Genomic DNA, 16331 nt, shown 5'->3' on the forward strand with positions numbered 1-16331 from the left:
TGGGCATGAACCCGTACGGACAGCGGCCCGGGCCGTCGCGGCCCGCGGTGGGTGGGGCGGTGGCGGTCGGGGTCGTGTGCGCGGTGGCGGCGGCCGTGGTGAACGCGATGTTCTCGTTCGGGATGGTGTTCGCCACCGACAGCTGTGGCACGGGCGCGCCCAGCGGGAATGCGGTGGTTTGCGACGGTGGCACCTGGACGCTGGTGGTCGCGCTGCCGTGGGCCGGGTTGCTGGCCGGGGCGGGCGCCGGCCTCGGCGTGGGGCTGGCGCGGGTGCGGCTGGGGCGGTCGGCGTGGCCCGCCCGCTGGTCGGGGCCGGGGTGTACGCCGTGCTGCTGGCGGCCGCGCTGCTGGTCGTGTTCGGCTGAGGTCGAGTCGAGGCGGGGTTCAGGCCGTGGGGAGAGGCGCGTCAGCCGACGAGCTCGACCCGGATCGGGTCGCCGTCGCGGACGGTGCGCAGCGCCTGCGGGTCGCCGTCGAGGGCGCCGAGCAGGTTGCAGGGGCTGGCGAGGCGGCACTCGTCACCACGCGAGATCGGCGTCCGGCCGAACGGGAGGGCAAGGCTGTCGCCGTCGGTCCAGAAGGCGACGGTGCCGGGCTCGACGACCTGCTGCGCGTCCGGCTCCACGGGGACGCTGACGGAGGTGGCGAAGTAGACCTCCTGGCCCCAGGTGTTCGCCGTGGACTGGACGGGCAGGGCGGCCCGCAGGGCCTCACTGGTCGGGGTCGAGCGCAGGGTCGCGGTCGCGGTGCCGGCGGGCCAGATGATCCGTATCTGCATGTCAGCAGGGAAGCCCCAACTTCAACAATTTGTCAATGCCGTCTCACGATACCGTCACCGCATGGCTGAGACCCGGTTGACCACCTCCTCCTACCTCGTCCTCGGCATCATCGACCAGTTGGGCGAGGCGAGCCCGTACGACGTCAAGGTCGAGGCCGCGCGGACGGTGGCGCCGTTCTGGGCGGTGCCGCACGCGCAGGTGTACGCGCAGTGCGACCGGCTGCTCGCGGCCGGGCTGCTGTCGGAGGTGCGAGAGGAGGGCGGCCGCAATCGCCGGGTCATGCGGCTGACCGAGTCGGGCGCCGAGGCGCTGGCCGGATGGCTCGCGGACTCCGCCTTCGTGCCGGTCGAGGCGCGCGAACGCGGCATCCTCAAGCTCTGGTTCGGCGCCCGCCCCGAGGTGCACGCGCCCGTGCAGGTCGAGGAGCACGAGCGCACGCTGGCGGAGTACGAGGGCCTGGCCGAGTCCGTCGGAGAGCTGATCACCCGTGGTCAGCGCGAGGCGCTGGAGTTCGGCATCCGGTATGAGCGGATGATGGTCGACTTCTGGCAGTGGGTGGAAGGTCGGGGCGAGTTCTGACCGGCGAGTAACAACCTCTTGACCGCCCCGTGGTTCCGCCCTACCTTCTCGATAGTCCAGGAAGGACTATCAAGCGAGCGAGGGGGTCGCCGTGAACCGTCTGCGAGGCATCGGCTGGGGACGATGGGCGGCGATCGTCGTCATCGCCGTCGGCGTCGGCTACGCGCCGATCGCGATGACCGAGCTCTGGCCCTACGCCCACCGCGGCGCGCCCGCGATCGGCCAGTCCCTCCTCGCCCACGTCACCAACCCCCGCTACGTCGCCGACGCGCTCGCCACCCGCATCAAGCCCTACCAGCACAGCCTCGCCGCGCTCGTCGTCCACTCGGTTCTGGGCGGCCTGCTGATGCTGCTGGGCCCTCTCCAACTCCTCACCGCGGTCCGGCGCAGGGTGCGCCTGCACCGGACGCTGGGCGTCGTCTTCGCCGTCACGGTCTACGTCTGCATGGCTGGCGCCGCGGTCTACCTGCTCCGCACGGCCCCGCGCGACGCGTTCAGCGGCCCGGCGTTCTGGATCGTCCTGGCGACGATCCTGGTCGGCACGGTCTTCAGCGTCACCTTCGGCATCGTCGCCGCGGTCCGGCGGATGCCGGAGATCCACCAGCGCTGGATGCTGCTCTGCTACGCGTTCCTGATGACGGCTCCGCTGCTGCGGTTCGAGTGGGGCGCGCTGCCGGTGCTCTTCCCCGGCATCCCGATGACGCAGATCAACCAGATCGCGGTGATGCACCTCGGCTCGGTCGTCGCCTTCGGCGCGCTGGTCGCCTCCCGGCGCCTGGACCGGCGGGTGGAGCTGCCCGGCATGGGCCGCAGCTGGGTCCCCTGGTGGGTCCTGGTCCCCGCGGCGCTCGCCGGTACGGCGGCGCTGGCGTGGCTTACCTGGTCGCTGGTGTCGGCAGGCGGCGTGCAGAACCACCGGCTGGCGGTGGGTTACCTCGTGCCGTTCGCGGTCACGGCCGCGGTGATGGTGTGGCGCATGGCCGTGGCCGGCCGGGAGGGCAGGACGTGGGCACGCGAGGAGTGGGGCATCCACCTGGTCGCGCTGTGCCTGGCGCCGGTCTTCTCGGCGGCCTGCGTCCTCCCGTTCGAGCGCGCCCTGCACATCGGCCACGCCACGGCCGTGGCCGCGGGAGCGGCCATCGGCTGCGGGTTCCTGGCGTTCTGGGCGACGGCGGTGGTGGGGTTGCGCGCACTGGTGGCATCAACAGCAACCACCTCGGGCCTGGGGGCGCGGGGCTCCGCTGACTTGCGGCTCCGCCGCGTGGGCGCGGCAAGCCACCCAGGTCACTGACATCCCGAGCCGACAGGGCCATCCGCCTGGGGTGGGTTGCCCGCGCAGAACCCCGCGCCCCTAAAGGCGTTGCAACTCCAGGCGGTAGGGGAGCGGAGCAGTGTGGAGGACGCCCAGGCGCTGGGTCGCGCGGGTGAGCGCGACGTAGAGCTCGTTCGCGCCGAAGTCGGCCGGTTCGACGACCAGCACCGTGTCGAACTCCAGCCCCTTCGCCTGGGAGGGCGCCAGCAGGACCACGGGCTGGGTGAGGTCCGGCTCCGCACCGAACGCCGCCTCCGGCAGCGCCGCCGCCACCGCGTCCAGCTCGCGCTCCGGCGCGATCACCGCGAGGCGCCGGTCCGGCGCCGTGTGCTCGGCGACCGCCTTCGCCACCGCGCCGGGCAGCTCGTCCGGCGTCGGGACGGCGCGGGACCACGGGCGGACGCCCGTGCTGCGCACGGAGCGGGGCGGGGTGAAGGACGGGTCCGACGCGCGGGGGACCGCTGCCGCTGCGTCCATGATCTCGGCAGGGGTGCGGTAGTTGACGTCCAGGACCACGCGCTGCCACCGGTCCTGGACGTGCGGGGTCAGGGCGGCGGCCCAACTGCCGCAGCCGCCGGGCTCGCTGGTCTGGGCGGGGTCGCCGACCAGCGTCATCGAGCGGGTGGGGCAGCGCCGCATCAGCAGGCGCCAGGCCATCGGGGTGAGCTCCTGCGCCTCGTCCACGATGACGTGGCCGAAGGCCCAGGTGCGGTCGGCGGCGGCGCGCTCCGCCGCCGTGCGGTGGTCCGCCTCCTCCTGGCGGTCCGCCAGGCGCTCGGCGTCGATCAGGTCATGGGCGGCCAGCCGCTCCGAGTCCTCGTCGTCGCGGTCCTCGAACTCCTGGGTGCGGGAGCCGTAGGAGAGGTCCAGGACGCCCTGGGCGTAGGCGATCTGCTCCTGCCGCAGCGCCTCCTCCGCCGCGCGGCGGGCGGCGTCGTCCTCGCCGAGCAGCTCCGCCGCCTCGTCGAGCAGCGGGACGTCCGCCGGGGTCCACTCCCAGTGCGCGGGCCGTTCGGGACGGGAGTCGTGCGGGCGGCGGATCGCGTCGGCGTCCGCGTCCGGCAGGTGGGTCGGGTCCTCCAGGTAGTCGGCGAGGAACCGTTCGGGAGTCAGCTGCGGCCACAGCTCGTCGATCGCCGCGTGCACCGCCGAGCTGGAGGCGACCGCCTTGCCGATCAGGGCCTGGTCGTCCGGGCCCAGCAGGTTCGGGCCGCCGAAGGGGTCGTGGCCCAGGCGCTCGACCAACTGCTCGGTGAGCGCGTCGATGACCGCGAAGGCGAAGTGCGGACGGGCGAGGTTGTGCGGCAGTTGGGTCGCGCGGGCGCGCTCTCGCGCGGTGGCGGCGATGTCGCGGTCCAGGATCAGCACGCCGTCGTCGTGCTCCACGACGAGGGCGGGGTCGGGCAGTGCCTGCAGGTCGCGCAGGTGCGCGGCGAGGGCGTCGGCCATGGCCGCGCCGCCCTTGACCGCGGTGGCGGCCGGGGTGTCGGTGCCGGTGGCGTGGACGCCGGGGAAGAGCTCGGCCGGGGTGGCCAGCAGGACGCCGGTCTCGCCCAGGGAGGGCAGCACCTGGCCGATGTAGGCGAGGAAGGCCGGGTTGGGCCCGACGATCAGTACCGCCCGGCGGGCCAGCAGCTCGCGCTGGGCGTAGAGGAGGTAGGCGGCGCGGTGCAGCGCCACCGCCGTCTTTCCGGTGCCGGGGCCGCCCTCGACGACCAGGACGCCCTGGTGCGGGGCGCGGATGAGGCGGTCCTGCTCGGCCTGGATGGTCTGCACGATGTCGTGCATGCGGCCGGTGCGGGCCGCGTCCAGCGCGGCGAGCAGCACGTCGTCGGCGTCAGAGCCCTCGTAGCCGGAGCGCTCGGCGTCCCCGAGGTCGAGGATCTCGTCGTGCAGCGCGGTGACCTTGTTGCGTTCGGTGGTGATGTGCCGGCGTCGGCGCAGGCCCATCGGTTCGTATCCGGTGGCGAGGTAGAAGGGCCGCGCGACGTCCGCCCGCCAGTCGACGACGAGCGGAGTGCGCTCCTCGTCGTCCGCGCGGATGCCGAGGCGCCCGATGTGGTGGTCGGCGCCGTCACGGAAGACCAGCCGACCGAAGCAGAGGCCGTGCTCGCCGGAGGCGTAGGCGGCCAGCAGATCCGAGTTCTCGGCCACGAGCACGTCGCGTTCGAGACGGGTCTGAGCGTTGGTCACCTCCTGGCCCAGCGCGGCCTGGACGGCGGCCTCGGCCTGGTTCTCCAGTACGCCCAGACGCGCACGGAGCAGGTCGATGAATTCCTGTTCCTGGCGAATTCCGTCGTTTGACAAAGCCGCTCCCGCTCGGATATAGTGAAGCCATAAAGATTTCCTAGCAATGATCTGCACCGCAAAGGAATCTCTCAATATACGAGCGGATAAGCCGGGATGCAATCCCGGCTTTTGTGTTTTCCGCCCCCGCGCGGGGTCACGTGGTGAGCAGGACGCCCGCGTAGGAGACGGCCGCGATCAGCGCCCACGAGGCCAGCCCGACCAGCAGCGCCCGGCGCCCGGTCCGCAGCAGCTGCCGCACGTCGACGGTGCTGCCCAGGGCGAAGAGAGCCGCCGCCATCAGCAGCTCGTCGAGGGTGTTCGCGGTGTCGACGAAGCCGCCGGAGAGGGCGCCGCTGCTGCGCAGTGCCATGCACGCGAGGAATCCCAGGAGAAAGAGCGGCAGCGGGGCCGGGCGCTTCCCGCCCGCGGTGCGCCCGCCCGCGCGGCGGTTGCGCACCAGGGCGACGCCGGTCACCAGCGGCGCCAGCAGGGCGACGCGCATCAGTTTGACCACGACTGCCTGCCCGAGTGCGGCGGCCCCGGCCGTCTGCCCGATCGCGACCACCTGGCCCACGTCGTGCACGCTGGCCCCGGTCCAGCGGCCGAACTGCAGGTCGGTCAGCCCGAGCGGGTGGTGCAGCAGGGGCAGCACCGCGATGGCGAGCGTGCCGCACAGGGTCACCAGCGCGACGGCGGTGACGGTGTCGCGCTCCTCGCTCTCGGTCACGCCGTTCATCGCGGCGACGGCGGAGGCGCCGCAGATCGAGAAGCCCGTGGCGATGAGCAGCGGCTGGTCGCCCGGCAGGCCGGCCTTGCGGCCGAGCCACTGGGTGCCGAAGAACGTCGCCGCGACGGTCAGGCAGACCAGGAGGAGCGTCGGCCGGCCGAGGGCCAGGACGTCCCCCAGCGCGAGCTTGAAGCCCAGCAGCACGACGGCCAGGCGCATCACCCGCTTGGCGGCGACGGCCAGCCCCGGCCGGGTGGCCTCGGGCAGCGCCCGCACGCTGCCCGCCCGCAGGTTCCCGACGAGCACGCCCAGCGCGACGGCGGCGGTCATCGGCGAGACGGCCGGCGCGAGCCGGTGCACCCCCGACGCGACGGCCACGGCGAGAGCCGCCGCCCCCAGCCCCGGCGCGGCCGCGCGGACCGCCGCGCGCGAGCGGGTGACGCGTGCGGAGCGGCGGTGGGGTGTGGCGGGGGTGTGGCCGAGGCGTGCGGGGATGATCGTCACCGGTCCACTCTTGGGCGTGCGGCGCGGGGGCGGTAGCCGGAAACCGGCGCGCACGTCATAGGGTTTCCCTATGACTGGCGGCGAGGGCGGGACGGGCGGGCGGGGCGAGGGCACGAGCGCGCGCCGGAGTGAGGGCGGGAAGGGCGGCGCAGGGCGAGGCGGCCGGGAGCGCCGCGACACGGGCGTGCCCCGGAGCGGTGGGGTGGCGAACGGGTGGGAGGGCGTACGGCCTGGTCGCGGGTCCGCCCTTGGCGGCGCGGGTGGCGAGGCGGGAGGTGCCGCGGGACTGCCGGCGTCGCGGCGGTTGCCCGACCTGGAGACCCTCGAGCTGCTCGTCGCCGTCGCCGATGCCGGCAGCATCGGGCGGGCCGCCGCGCAGCAGCAGATCACCCAGCCCGCGGCGAGCGCCCGCCTGCGGACCTTGGAGCGCAAGCTCGCGCTGCAACTGCTCGACCGGTCGCGGCGGGGTTCACGCCTCACCGAGGCCGGGCTGGTCGTCACCGACTGGGCGCGCGGCGTGCTGGACCAGGCCCACGCCCTCGCCGAGGGCCTCGCCGCGCTCCAGGCGCAGCAGCGCGGCGAACTGCGCCTGGCCGCGAGCCTGACGCTGGCCGAACAGCTGTTGCCCGGCTGGCTGGTGAGCCTGCGTCAGCTCAGCCCGGCGACACATGTCGGGCTGCGGGTCACCAACAGCCACCAGGTCATCGAGGCGTTGCGGCACGGCGAGGCCGATCTCGGGTTCATCGAGGGCCCGTTCGTCCCCCGGGACCTGCGCTCGCTCGCCGTCGGACGGGACCGCCTCGCCGTGGTGACCGCGCCGGACCACCCATGGGCCCGGCGTGGCACGCCCGTCACGGGCGCCGAGCTCGCGGAGACGCCGCTGCTGCTGCGCGAGCCCGGTTCTGGCACGCGGGAGACGCTGGAACGGGCTCTGCGCCCGTGGGTCGGGCCCTCCGTGCCGGTGCTGGAGCTGGGGGCGACCGGCCCCCTGCGCAGCGCGGCGGCGCAGGGCGCCGCACCCGCCGTCCTGTCGCTGCTCGCGGTCGCGGACGATCTGGCGGCGGGGCGGCTGGTGGAGGTGCCCGTCGCGCCGGAGGTCGAGCTGGCACGCATCCTGCGCGCGGTCTGGCGCAGTGGGACGGAGCCGGCCGCCCCGGCCCGGCTGCTCCTGGACATCGCCCGCCGATCGGCCCGGGGACCCCGGGCGACGAGCGGCTGAGCGCGCTCAGCAAATCCTCAGCATCCGCCTGACACGCTGCGACGGTCCACTTGACCACGCTCGACCACGCCGCGGCGGGCACGACCTGCCGACCGTGCCGAGCGAGAACCGGGACCGCGCATGAACTGCCACTACCGATACTCCGTCCGCAGCCGCAACGGCGACCTCACCCTGCTGTGGCGACCGGGCCGGGACGACGCGCCGGACACGTTCCTGGTCGACGCGCACGCCCGGCCGCTCGCCTTCGCCGACGAACGGTCCCTGGCCGCCCACTGCGAGCGCCACGCCCTGGTCCTGGTTCCCGGCGGGGAGGCCGATCTGGACCTCGTGGCCGTGCGGGAGTGGGTGCACCGGCCGCAGCTCGACCCCGCGGTGGCCGGACTGCTGCTGGCGGGCGCCGTCGCCACCGTGACCGTCGACGACGCCGGTCCGGGCATCCCGCCCGGTGTGGCGGACTCGCTCTTCGAGCGGTTCCGCAGCGGGTCGGGATCGACCGGCCTCGGGCTCTCCATCGCCTCCTGGGTAGCCCGCGCCCACGACGGCCGCCTCACCGCCGGCGCCTCCCCGCAGGGCGGCGCACGCTTCACCCTGCGGATCCCCGCCCGGGAGGGCGAGTGAGACGCATCAGGGTCAGGGCAGGCGCCACTCCTGGGCGGGGAGTCCGCTCGCGCAGGTCTCCACGGTGACCTGCGCGCCCCCGCCGTGCTCGGTCAGACAGGCCGGCGGATAGAACGGCGCCTGGAGGTAGTAGGCACCCGCGTGCGGTGACTGGACCAGTGACCAGCCGGTCCAGTCACCGTACGAGTCGGCACCGGCCAGCTCCGCACCGCTGCCCGCCTTCGAGTACGAGTAGCCGAGGGCGGGGCCGTTCGCGTTGCACGCGTGGAGGCTCACCTGGTTGACGCCGGGCACGGCCGTCCAGCCGAAGGCGGTGTGTCCGCCGAGTACGACGGCGGTGCCCGCGTCGAGGGAGCCGGACGCCAGGCCGAGCCGCTCGCCGTCTCCCACGTTGGTGATCGCGCCCCACCCCGAGCCACCGCAGCCGGCGGCGGCGCCACTGCCGCTTCCCGAACCGCTTCCCGCGCTGCTTCCCGAGCCCGCGCCGCTTCCCGCGCTGCTTCCCGGGCCCGCGCCAGAGCTTGATCCGCTGCTCGACCCCGACGCGCCGCCGTTCCCTGAGCCGCTCCCGGTCCCGGAGCCGCCCTTCCCGCCGCCGGCCGGTGCGCCGTTGGCGCCACCGTTGCTGCCGCCGCCCGGCTGGACGGGCAGGACACCGCCGCCCTTGCCGCCGGGCGCCGAGGTGCCCGGCGTACCCGTGCCCGGCGAGGCGGACGCGCTCGGGGCCCCGCTCGTGCCACCGCCGCCCGCGCCGGAGCTGCCGGCCGCGACCGGCGTCGTCGTCGAGGTCGCGGCCGGGCGTGACGGTGCGCCCGCCTGGCCGATGCTCGGGGTCGTCTGCATCAGCAGGACCGTCCCGGCGGTCGAGGCGACGACGATCGGGATGACGAGAGGAAAGACCAGCGAGGGCCGCCGCCAGCGCGGCGGCTTCCGCGACCGCGTCTCCGCGGCCCCCGACGGGACGGTCCCGGCGTCGGGTGCGGCCGCGATCACCACGGCCGGACCGACCGCCGGGGGAGCGGCAGGCATGGGAGGCACGCTCCCCTCCGCGCCGCCGCCCGCGTCTGCCGGGCCGGCTGGGCCGGCGATGATGCCCGGGTCCGGCGTGGAGCTCGGGCGCGGGGACGTCGCGCGGAGCGCGAGGGTGCTGGTGGGGCGGAGCGCCACGGCCGAGCCGGGGTCGGACGCGCGGCGGACGGCGTCGGACATGGCGGCCGCGCTCGGGTGGCGGTCCTCGGGGCGCTTCTCCAGGGCGCGGGCGACCAGGGCCCGGACCGGTGCGGGGAAGCCCTCGGGGAGCTCGGGCGCCGGCTCGCGTATGTGCTTGAGGATGATCTCCAGCAGCGTCTCGCCCGTGAACGGGCACTCGCCCGTCAGCATCTCGTGCAGCACCACGCCCAGCGAGTACAGGTCGGAGGCGGGGACGGTGGCGATGCCCTCCGCGGACTCGGGGGCGATGTACAGCGCGGTGCCGAGGACCTCGTGCGCCGCCGTCAGCTTGGTCGCGCTGAGCGCGCGGGCGATGCCGAAGTCCGTGACGGTCACCCGGCCGTCCTCGCCGACCATGAGGTTGGCGGGCTTGACGTCCCGGTGCACGACCCCGCGCCGGTGCGCGGCGTGCAGCGCGTCCAGCGCCTGCGCGGCGATGCCCAGCGCCTCCGTCGACGGCAGCGGGCCGCGTTCGCGCAGGACGACGTCGAGGGGCTTGCCCGCGACGAACTCCATGACGATGTAGGCCACCTGCGTCCCGGCGTCGACCTCCTCCTCGCCGTAGTCGTGCACCCGCACGATGCCGGGGTGGTCGAGTCCGGCCAGGACCTTGGCCTCGCGGCGGAACCGTGCCGCGAAGGACTCGTCCTCCAGCAGCGTCGGCAGCAGGATCTTGACGGCGACCTGCCGTTCCAGCACCCGGTCGTCGGCGCGCCACACGTCGCCCATCGCGCCACCGCCGACCCGCCGGGTCAGCGTGTAACGGCCGCCCAGCACCGTCCCCTGAGTCCACATGTGTCCGCCCCCGTACCGGATGTGAACGACTGTCATCCCGCCGCCGCGCCGGGTGGCGGCCCGACGGCGGCCAACAGTCTGTCATGGACGGTCAGGGGAGTCGATCACAGCTTCGCGGGGTACTGGTCGTGGCGGGCCCAGAGCTCCAGCCATTCCTCGTCGGCGAGTCGGCGGTCCGTGGCGACGATCTCCGCGAGGGCCTCGAAGTAGGCCTCGCGTGGGGCGCCGGGGGTGAACAGGACCAGCATCGAGGCGGGGGCGCCGGACTCGTTGGTGAAGGCGTGGACGCCGCCCGGTGGAACGAACAGGAAGTCCCCGGCGGTGGCGTCGGTCCAGGCGTCGCCGTTGTAGAGCGAGACGGTGCCGCCCAGCACGAAGAAGGACTCGGACATGGTCCGGTGGAAGTGGCCGCTCGGACCGCTCTTGCGGTCGGCGCTCATGTCCCAGCGGTACAGGCCGAACTGGCCGTCCGTCATGGCGCCGGTGGCGAGGTGGTGGACCTGTGTGCGGGTGCCGATCAGCAGGTCCGGACCCGTCTCGGCGCGGCGCAGCGTGGCGCTCACCTGGCCGGCCTCGTCGAGGTAGCGGGCGGGAGGGTAGGACATGAGGGCCCCATCGGAACGTGGTTCGGTCGGTCACCGAAAGTCTCGCCCCACGGCGCCACCGCCGGGGAGATCCAATGCGGACCGGTCCGGTTGGACCACTTCCCCGCGCACCACTTCCCCGTGAACCGCTTCAGTCCAGCGCCGCCCGGCGCCGCGCGACCTCGGCCAGCACGGCCCAGTCGTGGTCCCCCTCACCGTGGGCGACGGCATCGAGGAGCGCGTCGCGCAGCACCCCGCCGAGCGGCAGCGGGACGTTGGCCTCCGCGCCGGCCGTCAGGGCGAGGTTCACGTCCTTGAGGCCGAGCACGGCCCGGAACCCGGCCGGCTCGTAGCGGCGCTCCGCGATCATCGTGCCGTAGCCGGTGTGGACGGGACCGGGCAGGACGCTGTCGGTGACGACGCCGATCAGGTCGGCCGGTTCGCCGCCCACCGCGTCGACCAGGGCGGCGGCCTCCGCCATGGCGCCGATGGCGCAGGCGATCAGGTAGTTGGCGGCCAACTTGTGCGCGCTCGCCAGGTACGGCTCGTCCCCCAGGCGCCAGACACGGCGCCCGAGCACGGTGAGCAGCGGCTCGACGCGGTCCAGCAGCTCCGGGGCGCCCGCCGCGAGGACCGTCAGCTGACCCGCCTCCGCGACCGGCGGCCGTCCCAGCACCGGGGCGGCGACGTAGCCGAGGCCGTGGTGGGTGTGCACGGCGGTCGCGCGCTGGGCGAGCTCGACCGAGACGGTGGCCATGTTGACGTGCACCAGGCCCGGTCGGGCCCCGGCCAGCAGGCCGGGGTCGAGCAGGAGGTTGACGGCGCGGTCGTCCGCCAGCATCGACACGACGACGTCGCACCGCAGGGCGGCGGCGAGATCGGCCGCCCGCTCCGCGCCCTGCGCGACCAGCTCGGCCACGGGTTCGGGGGAGCGGTTCCACACCCGGACGGCGTGGCCGGAGCGCAGCAGCCGTCCGGCCATGGCACGGCCCATCGCCCCCAGGCCGACGAAGCCCACGGTGGGGGCCGGTCCCGTGGCGTCCTGTGTCATGTGCGTCGCTGTCATGTGCGTCGCTCCGTTCGCGCTGGTCCGGTCCGCGCCCGTCCGCGCTGGTCCGGTCCGGTCCGTGCCGGTGTCCGGGGACGTGTCCCCGCGCGGCGGAGCGCCGAAGCGTTCCGCGTGACCGGGGGCACCGATCGGCGGCACGGACGACGGACGAAGGGCTCAGCCGCGGCGGCCCGGCTTGCCGCGCTTCGCGGCGGGCTTGGCGCCGCGGGCCGCGGGCTTCTGCCCGCGCTGCTGCGGCGACTTCTGCTGGGACCGCTGTGGCGTCTGCTTGCGTGCGTTCGCCTTCTGCTGCGGGGCCTGGTTCGCCGCGGCCGTGGCCGTGCTGCCGCGCGAGCTGTTGACCGTGCGGCCGCGCACGATGCCGATCATCTCCTCGACCAGCTCCGAGCCGCGGTCCTGCCGCCAGGCGAGTGCGATCTGCGACTGCGGCGCCTCGCCCTCGGGCACCGGACGGTAGGTGAGATCGCGGCGGTGGTGCAGGCGGGCCAGCGACTGCGGCACCAGGACGACGCCGATCCCGGCGGCCACCAGCTCCAGCGCGTCCTTGGTCGTCTCCGGCCGCTCCTTGGCGGCCTGGCCGGGAGGTTGCCCGGTCCAGTCCAGCACGTCGTCCTGCGGGTGGAGCACGAGCTCCTCGGCGAGCTCGGCCACCGGCACCTCGGCAGCCTCCGCCAGACGGTGGTCCTTGGGCATCACCACGACGGTGGTCTCGGTGTAGAGGGGGATCGCGTGCAGGTCGGTCTTGTCGACCGGCAGCCGGACCAGCCCGGCGTCCGCGTCACCCGAACGCACGGCCGGCTCCCCGCCCGACGCCTCGACCAGCATCAGGTCCAGGCGGGTCTCCGGGATCCGCTCGGTCCAGACCCTGGCCCACTTGGCGGGCGTCACGCCCGGGACGTAGGCGAGGCGGAAGGAGGAGGAAGCGGGCGTCTCGGTCACAGGGTCACTTTACTGTCGGGTCGCGGCACCGGCGGTGACCAGGGGGGTCCGGCGCTCGATACCCTTGTCCCATGACTGCGAGCAAGCCCAAGACGACCCAGACCATGAAGCCCGCCACGGCGGCGAAGAAGCTCGGCGTGTTCCTCGGGGCCACCCCGGCCGAGTTCCAGGAGGGTGTCGTCTCCCGGGACGAGCTCAACGCGCTGCAGGCGAACCCGCCGCAGTGGCTCGCCGACCTGCGTCGCAACGGCCCGCACCCGCGCCCGGTGGTCGCCTCCAAGCTCGGCGTCTCCGTCTCCGGCCTGGTCCGCAACGGCCTGAGCGAGCCGCTGACCACGGACGAGATCGAGGCCATCAAGGCCGAGAACCCGCGTTGGCTGCAGCTGGAGCGGGACACCCAGGAGGAGGTCCGCAAGGAGACCGTGCGGATCAAGGAGAAGCACGTCGTGGACGCCGAGCGCCGCGCCGCCAAGGCCGCGCAGTCCGCCGAGGAGGCGTGATCCGGGGATGACCGAGCCCGCCGCCACCGCCGAACTGATCATTCCGCCGCTCTTCAACGGCCCGCCCGGTTCGGCCAACGGCGGGTACTTCGCCGGGGCGCTGGCCGCGTTCCTGCCCGGCGCCCCGGCCTCGGCGACGGTGTCGCTGCGCAAGCCGCCGCCGCTGGGAACCGCGATGCGGGTCACCGCGACGGACGCCGGCGGGGTGGTGCTGCACCACGACGACACCCTGATCGGTGAGGCCGTCCCGGCGGTCCTGGCCGGGCACGGCACGCCGGAGCCGGTCGCCTTCGAGGAGGCCAAGGCGGCGGAGCAGTCCTACCGCGGCCTGTCCCGCCACCCCTTCCCGGGTTGCTTCGCCTGCGGCACGGAGCGCGGCTCCGCGCCGGGCCTCCACCTCTCCGCGGGCCCGCTCCGCTCGGGCGACGGCCTCCACGCCTGCACCTGGACGCCGGAGGCGTCCCTGGCGGGCCCGGACGGCGTCCACGTCCGCCCCGAGTTTGTCTGGGCCGCGCTGGACTGCCCGGGGGCGTGGACCATCGACCTCGAAACCCGCGACGTCGTACTCGGCCGCATCACCGCAGAGGTGCACGGAACCCCCTCGGTGGGACAGCCCTGCGTGGTGACGGCCCGGCTCGTGGGCCAGGACGGCCGCAAGTACACGACCTGCACCGCTCTCTACACCGACACCGGCCGCCTCCTCGGCGAAGCCGAGGCCCTCTGGATCGAGCTGCCGCCCCGCGGCTGAGGACACTGTCAGTCCGGCGTCCTGGGGTGCGGATCATGACGGACGCCTTCGACCTGGCCGCTCGCCTTCCCGCCGCCCTGCGTGACGGAGCGCTCGCGGAGCAGTTCCTGACGGACTTCGCCGATCACCGGTGCGTGCGGCCGCTCCGTCCCGGCGATGGCCACGACGAATCCGAGTGGGCGGAGGCTTCTGCCTGACTGTCGGCTCACCCCGCCAGCGCGGCCTGCGCCGCGGCCAGGGCGGTGGCGCGGGTTTCCGGGGCGAGGCCGATGCGGGTGCGGCGGTCGAGGAGGTCGGCGGTGTCGAGGGCGCCCTCATGGCGTACGGCGAAGAGCAGCTCCGCCATGGTGGTGTGGGTGCCGGAGGCGATCGGTTCCAGGAGCTTCGGGTCGCCCTGCGCCTCCGCGAGGACGGCGACCGCCTCGGTGCCGTAGCGCTGGACGAGGCGCAGCGGCGCGGCCACGTGGGAGAGGGTGGCGCGGTCGGCGGCGCCGACCAGGGGGATGTCGCGGGTTCGGCACGGGGCCGCGGTGCCGCCGTTGGCGGTCAGCGCCGCGTCGAGCGCGTCCTCGGCCATGCGGCGGTAGGTGGTGAGCTTGCCGCCGACGACGGTGACCAGGCCGTCGGGCGCGGTCAGCACGGCGTGCTTGCGGGAGACGTCGGCGGTGCGGCCGGCGCCGGTGTCCAGCAGCGGGCGCAGGCCCGCGAACGTGCCGATCACGTCCTCGCGCGAGAGCGGGGCGCGCAGCGCGGTGTTGAGGGTGCGCAGCAGGAACTCCACCTCGGCGTCCGTGGCTTCGGGGACGTCCGGGATCGGGCCGGGCGCCTCCTCGTCGGTCAGGCCGACGTAGACGCGGTCGTCGGGTGCGGGCAGCACGAGGACGAAGCGGTTGGTCTCGCCCGGGATCGGGATGGTCAGCCCTGCCGTCAGTCCGCCGAAGGCCTCCTGACGGAACACCAGATGCGTGCCACGGCTCGGCCGCAGCGTGATGTCGGGGGCGATCTCGCCCGCCCACACCCCGGCGGCGTTGACCACCATGGACGCGCGCAACGTCAGCGTCTCGCCGGTGAGTGTGTCGGTCAGCGTCGCCCCGTCGCCGGAGGCGTCGCTGACGGAGCATCGGGTCAGCACGCGCGCGCCGTGGGCGGCGGCGGTGCGGGCGATGGCGGTCACCAGGCGTGCGTCGTCGGTGAGTTGGCCGTCCCAGAAGACCAGACCGCCGCGCAGGCCCGCCGCCTCGACGGTGGGCGCGTAGCGCAGCACCTCCGCGCGGGAGAGGCGGCGCGAGCGCGGGAGCGTGCCGGAGGAGGTGCGGGCCGCGATGCGCAGCGCGTCGCCCGCGAGGAAGCCGGTGCGGACCAGGGCCGCGCCGGACGCGCGCGTACCGGGCAGCAGCGGCACCACCTGCGGCAGGGCGCGGACCAGGTGCGGAGCCGTCCGCTCCATCAGCACGCCGCGCTCGACCGCGCTCTCGTGCGCGATGCCGACGGCGCCGGAGGCGAGGTAGCGCAGGCCGCCGTGGACCAGCTTGGAGCTCCACCGGCTGGTGCCGAAGCCGAGGTCGTGCTTCTCGGCGAGGACGACGGACAGGCCGCGCGAGGCGGCGTCGAGCGCGACGCCCGCGCCGGTGACACCGCCGCCGATCACCAGCACGTCGACGGCGGGGCCGGGGCGGCCCGCGGCCTCGCGCAGCGCGGCGAGATCGCGCGCCCGGCGGGCGGCGTTCAGGGAGGCGGAGTGACTGTGCTGCTGCGGGTTCACGCGGGAGTCCTGTCTGCCGAGCCGGGGGCGAGCCGGAGGGGGAGAACGGTCAGGGGGCGAGGTAGCGGTCGAGCAGGTGGCGCAGTTCGGCGTCCAGCCGGTCGACGCCGGGGCCCTCGCCGTCGGCGGAGCCGGCGAGGACCGGGCCGGTGAGGGTGAACGACCAGGTGGTGAGCAGTACCGACTGCGAGAGCAGGACCGGGTCCGCCTCGCGCACCGAGCCGTCCGCGATGCCGGCGGCCAGGGCGAGCTCCAGCAGCGCGAGCTGGTGGTCGGTGTTGGTGCCGCGCCGCTTCAGCAGGTACGGGGTGAGGAACTCGGGGTCGGTCTCGACGATCTTCCGCAGCAGCGGATGGGTGCGGATGCCCCGGGCGAGCGCGACCACCCCGTCGACGATGCGGGCGCGGGTGACCTCGGTCCGCGCGCGGGCGGGGAAGGCTTCCTCGGCGAGCTCGGTCCAGGCGCGGATGGTGAGCGTGGCCAGCACCTCCCGCACGGAACCCCAGCGCCGGTAGAGCGTGGCGCGAGAGACGCCGGCCTGCCGGGCCAGGTCGGCCATGGTCATCCGCTGGGGGCCGATGGTGAGCAGCAGGCGGTAGGCCGCGTCGAGGATCTGCTCCTCGGGGATCGCGTTGGCCGCCTTGAGCTCGCCCGACCCGCTGCCGGTGCTGTTGATTCGCTGCGACATCACATGTA

General features: G+C 74.5%; 16 protein-coding genes. 7 read left to right on the forward strand and 9 right to left on the reverse strand.

Translation table 11 applies throughout. The features are described from left to right. Positions 1–408: 408 nt before the first annotated feature. Positions 409–780 (reverse strand): cyclophilin-like fold protein, encoded by a 372-nt coding sequence (locus ABH931_RS29110; RefSeq protein ID WP_370119572.1) that lies wholly within the window; start codon positions 778–780, stop codon positions 409–411. 61 nt (positions 781–841) lie between these two features. On the opposite strand from ABH931_RS29110, the gene ABH931_RS29115 reads away from it, so the two are divergent. Next, complete coding sequence (locus ABH931_RS29115) at positions 842–1360, forward strand: helix-turn-helix transcriptional regulator (protein ID WP_370119575.1); 519 nt, start codon at positions 842–844, stop codon at positions 1358–1360. 91 nt (positions 1361–1451) lie between these two features. Next, the gene (locus ABH931_RS29120) at positions 1452–2651 is read left to right on the forward strand and encodes a DUF2306 domain-containing protein (RefSeq protein WP_370119578.1); all 1200 of its coding nucleotides are present in this window, start codon (positions 1452–1454) and stop codon (positions 2649–2651) included. Positions 2652–2711: 60 nt separating this feature from the next. Here the strand turns inward: ABH931_RS29120 and ABH931_RS29125 are convergent, their stop codons facing one another. Further along, positions 2712–4964, reverse strand: a complete 2253-nt coding sequence (locus ABH931_RS29125; protein ID WP_370119796.1) for a helicase — start codon at positions 4962–4964, stop codon at positions 2712–2714. Between the two features lie 151 nt (positions 4965–5115). Continuing rightward, complete coding sequence (locus ABH931_RS29130) at positions 5116–6192, reverse strand: YeiH family protein (RefSeq protein ID WP_370119581.1); 1077 nt, start codon at positions 6190–6192, stop codon at positions 5116–5118. A 304-nt stretch (positions 6193–6496) separates the two neighbouring features. On the opposite strand from ABH931_RS29130, the gene ABH931_RS29135 reads away from it, so the two are divergent. Both ABH931_RS29135 and ABH931_RS29140 read left to right on the forward strand, forming a co-directional pair. Then, the gene (locus ABH931_RS29135) at positions 6497–7411 is read left to right on the forward strand and encodes a LysR substrate-binding domain-containing protein (protein ID WP_370119583.1); all 915 of its coding nucleotides are present in this window, start codon (positions 6497–6499) and stop codon (positions 7409–7411) included. Positions 7412–7531: 120 nt separating this feature from the next. After that, the gene (locus tag ABH931_RS29140; protein ID WP_370119586.1) at positions 7532–8029 is read left to right on the forward strand and encodes a sensor histidine kinase; all 498 of its coding nucleotides are present in this window, start codon (positions 7532–7534) and stop codon (positions 8027–8029) included. 12 nt (positions 8030–8041) lie between these two features. Here the strand turns inward: ABH931_RS29140 and ABH931_RS29145 are convergent, their stop codons facing one another. From ABH931_RS29145 to ABH931_RS29160, 4 genes are all read right to left on the reverse strand, one after another. Beyond that, a complete protein-coding gene (locus ABH931_RS29145; protein ID WP_370119589.1) occupies positions 8042–10033 on the reverse strand; it encodes a serine/threonine protein kinase in 1992 nt (663 codons plus the stop codon). 104 nt (positions 10034–10137) lie between these two features. Beyond that, a complete protein-coding gene (locus ABH931_RS29150; protein WP_370119592.1) occupies positions 10138–10638 on the reverse strand; it encodes a cupin domain-containing protein in 501 nt (166 codons plus the stop codon). A 130-nt stretch (positions 10639–10768) separates the two neighbouring features. Continuing rightward, complete coding sequence (locus tag ABH931_RS29155; protein WP_370119594.1) at positions 10769–11683, reverse strand: NAD(P)-dependent oxidoreductase; 915 nt, start codon at positions 11681–11683, stop codon at positions 10769–10771. A 159-nt stretch (positions 11684–11842) separates the two neighbouring features. Further along, positions 11843–12625: a LysR substrate-binding domain-containing protein gene (locus ABH931_RS29160; RefSeq protein WP_370119597.1), complete on the reverse strand. Its 783-nt coding sequence runs from the start codon at positions 12623–12625 to the stop codon at positions 11843–11845. Between the two features lie 71 nt (positions 12626–12696). Between ABH931_RS29160 and ABH931_RS29165 the strand changes: the two genes are divergently transcribed. The 3 genes from ABH931_RS29165 to ABH931_RS29175 are packed head-to-tail and all read left to right on the forward strand — an operon-like array spanning position 12697 to position 14070. Further along, complete coding sequence (locus tag ABH931_RS29165; protein ID WP_370119600.1) at positions 12697–13125, forward strand: DUF5997 family protein; 429 nt, start codon at positions 12697–12699, stop codon at positions 13123–13125. 7 nt (positions 13126–13132) lie between these two features. Further along, a complete protein-coding gene (locus ABH931_RS29170) occupies positions 13133–13873 on the forward strand; it encodes a hypothetical protein (RefSeq protein ID WP_370119602.1) in 741 nt (246 codons plus the stop codon). A gap of 35 nt (positions 13874–13908) precedes the next feature. After that, a complete protein-coding gene (locus ABH931_RS29175) occupies positions 13909–14070 on the forward strand; it encodes a hypothetical protein (RefSeq protein ID WP_370119605.1) in 162 nt (53 codons plus the stop codon). 8 nt (positions 14071–14078) lie between these two features. Here ABH931_RS29175 and ABH931_RS29180 read toward each other — a convergent pair whose 3' ends face one another. Together ABH931_RS29180 and ABH931_RS29185 are read right to left on the reverse strand one after the other, a co-directional pair. Next, positions 14079–15635, reverse strand: a complete 1557-nt coding sequence (locus ABH931_RS29180) for a glycerol-3-phosphate dehydrogenase/oxidase (RefSeq protein WP_370119608.1) — start codon at positions 15633–15635, stop codon at positions 14079–14081. 49 nt (positions 15636–15684) lie between these two features. After that, positions 15685–16323, reverse strand: a complete 639-nt coding sequence (locus tag ABH931_RS29185; protein ID WP_370119611.1) for a TetR/AcrR family transcriptional regulator — start codon at positions 16321–16323, stop codon at positions 15685–15687. Positions 16324–16331 lie beyond the last annotated feature (8 nt).

It is taken from the genome of Streptacidiphilus sp. MAP12-33 (assembly GCF_041261265.1).
Taxonomy (GTDB): domain Bacteria; phylum Actinomycetota; class Actinomycetes; order Streptomycetales; family Streptomycetaceae; genus Streptacidiphilus.

What these genes read in the sequence shown, in the direction of transcription:
- ABH931_RS29155 (WP_370119594.1), bottom strand. Translation starts at nt 11,683, where the DNA reads ATGACAGCGACGCACATGACACAGGACGCCACGGGACCGGCCCCCACC.
- ABH931_RS29175 (WP_370119605.1), top strand. Translation starts at nt 13,909, where the DNA reads ATGACGGACGCCTTCGACCTGGCCGCTCGCCTTCCCGCCGCCCTGCGT.
- ABH931_RS29170 (WP_370119602.1), top strand. Translation starts at nt 13,133, where the DNA reads ATGACCGAGCCCGCCGCCACCGCCGAACTGATCATTCCGCCGCTCTTC.
- ABH931_RS29145 (WP_370119589.1), bottom strand. Translation starts at nt 10,033, where the DNA reads ATGTGGACTCAGGGGACGGTGCTGGGCGGCCGTTACACGCTGACCCGG.
- ABH931_RS29140 (WP_370119586.1), top strand. Translation starts at nt 7,532, where the DNA reads ATGAACTGCCACTACCGATACTCCGTCCGCAGCCGCAACGGCGACCTC.
- ABH931_RS29115 (WP_370119575.1), top strand. Translation starts at nt 842, where the DNA reads ATGGCTGAGACCCGGTTGACCACCTCCTCCTACCTCGTCCTCGGCATC.
- ABH931_RS29110 (WP_370119572.1), bottom strand. Translation starts at nt 780, where the DNA reads ATGCAGATACGGATCATCTGGCCCGCCGGCACCGCGACCGCGACCCTG.
- ABH931_RS29185 (WP_370119611.1), bottom strand. Translation starts at nt 16,323, where the DNA reads ATGTCGCAGCGAATCAACAGCACCGGCAGCGGGTCGGGCGAGCTCAAG.
- ABH931_RS29150 (WP_370119592.1), bottom strand. Translation starts at nt 10,638, where the DNA reads ATGTCCTACCCTCCCGCCCGCTACCTCGACGAGGCCGGCCAGGTGAGC.
- ABH931_RS29165 (WP_370119600.1), top strand. Translation starts at nt 12,697, where the DNA reads ATGACTGCGAGCAAGCCCAAGACGACCCAGACCATGAAGCCCGCCACG.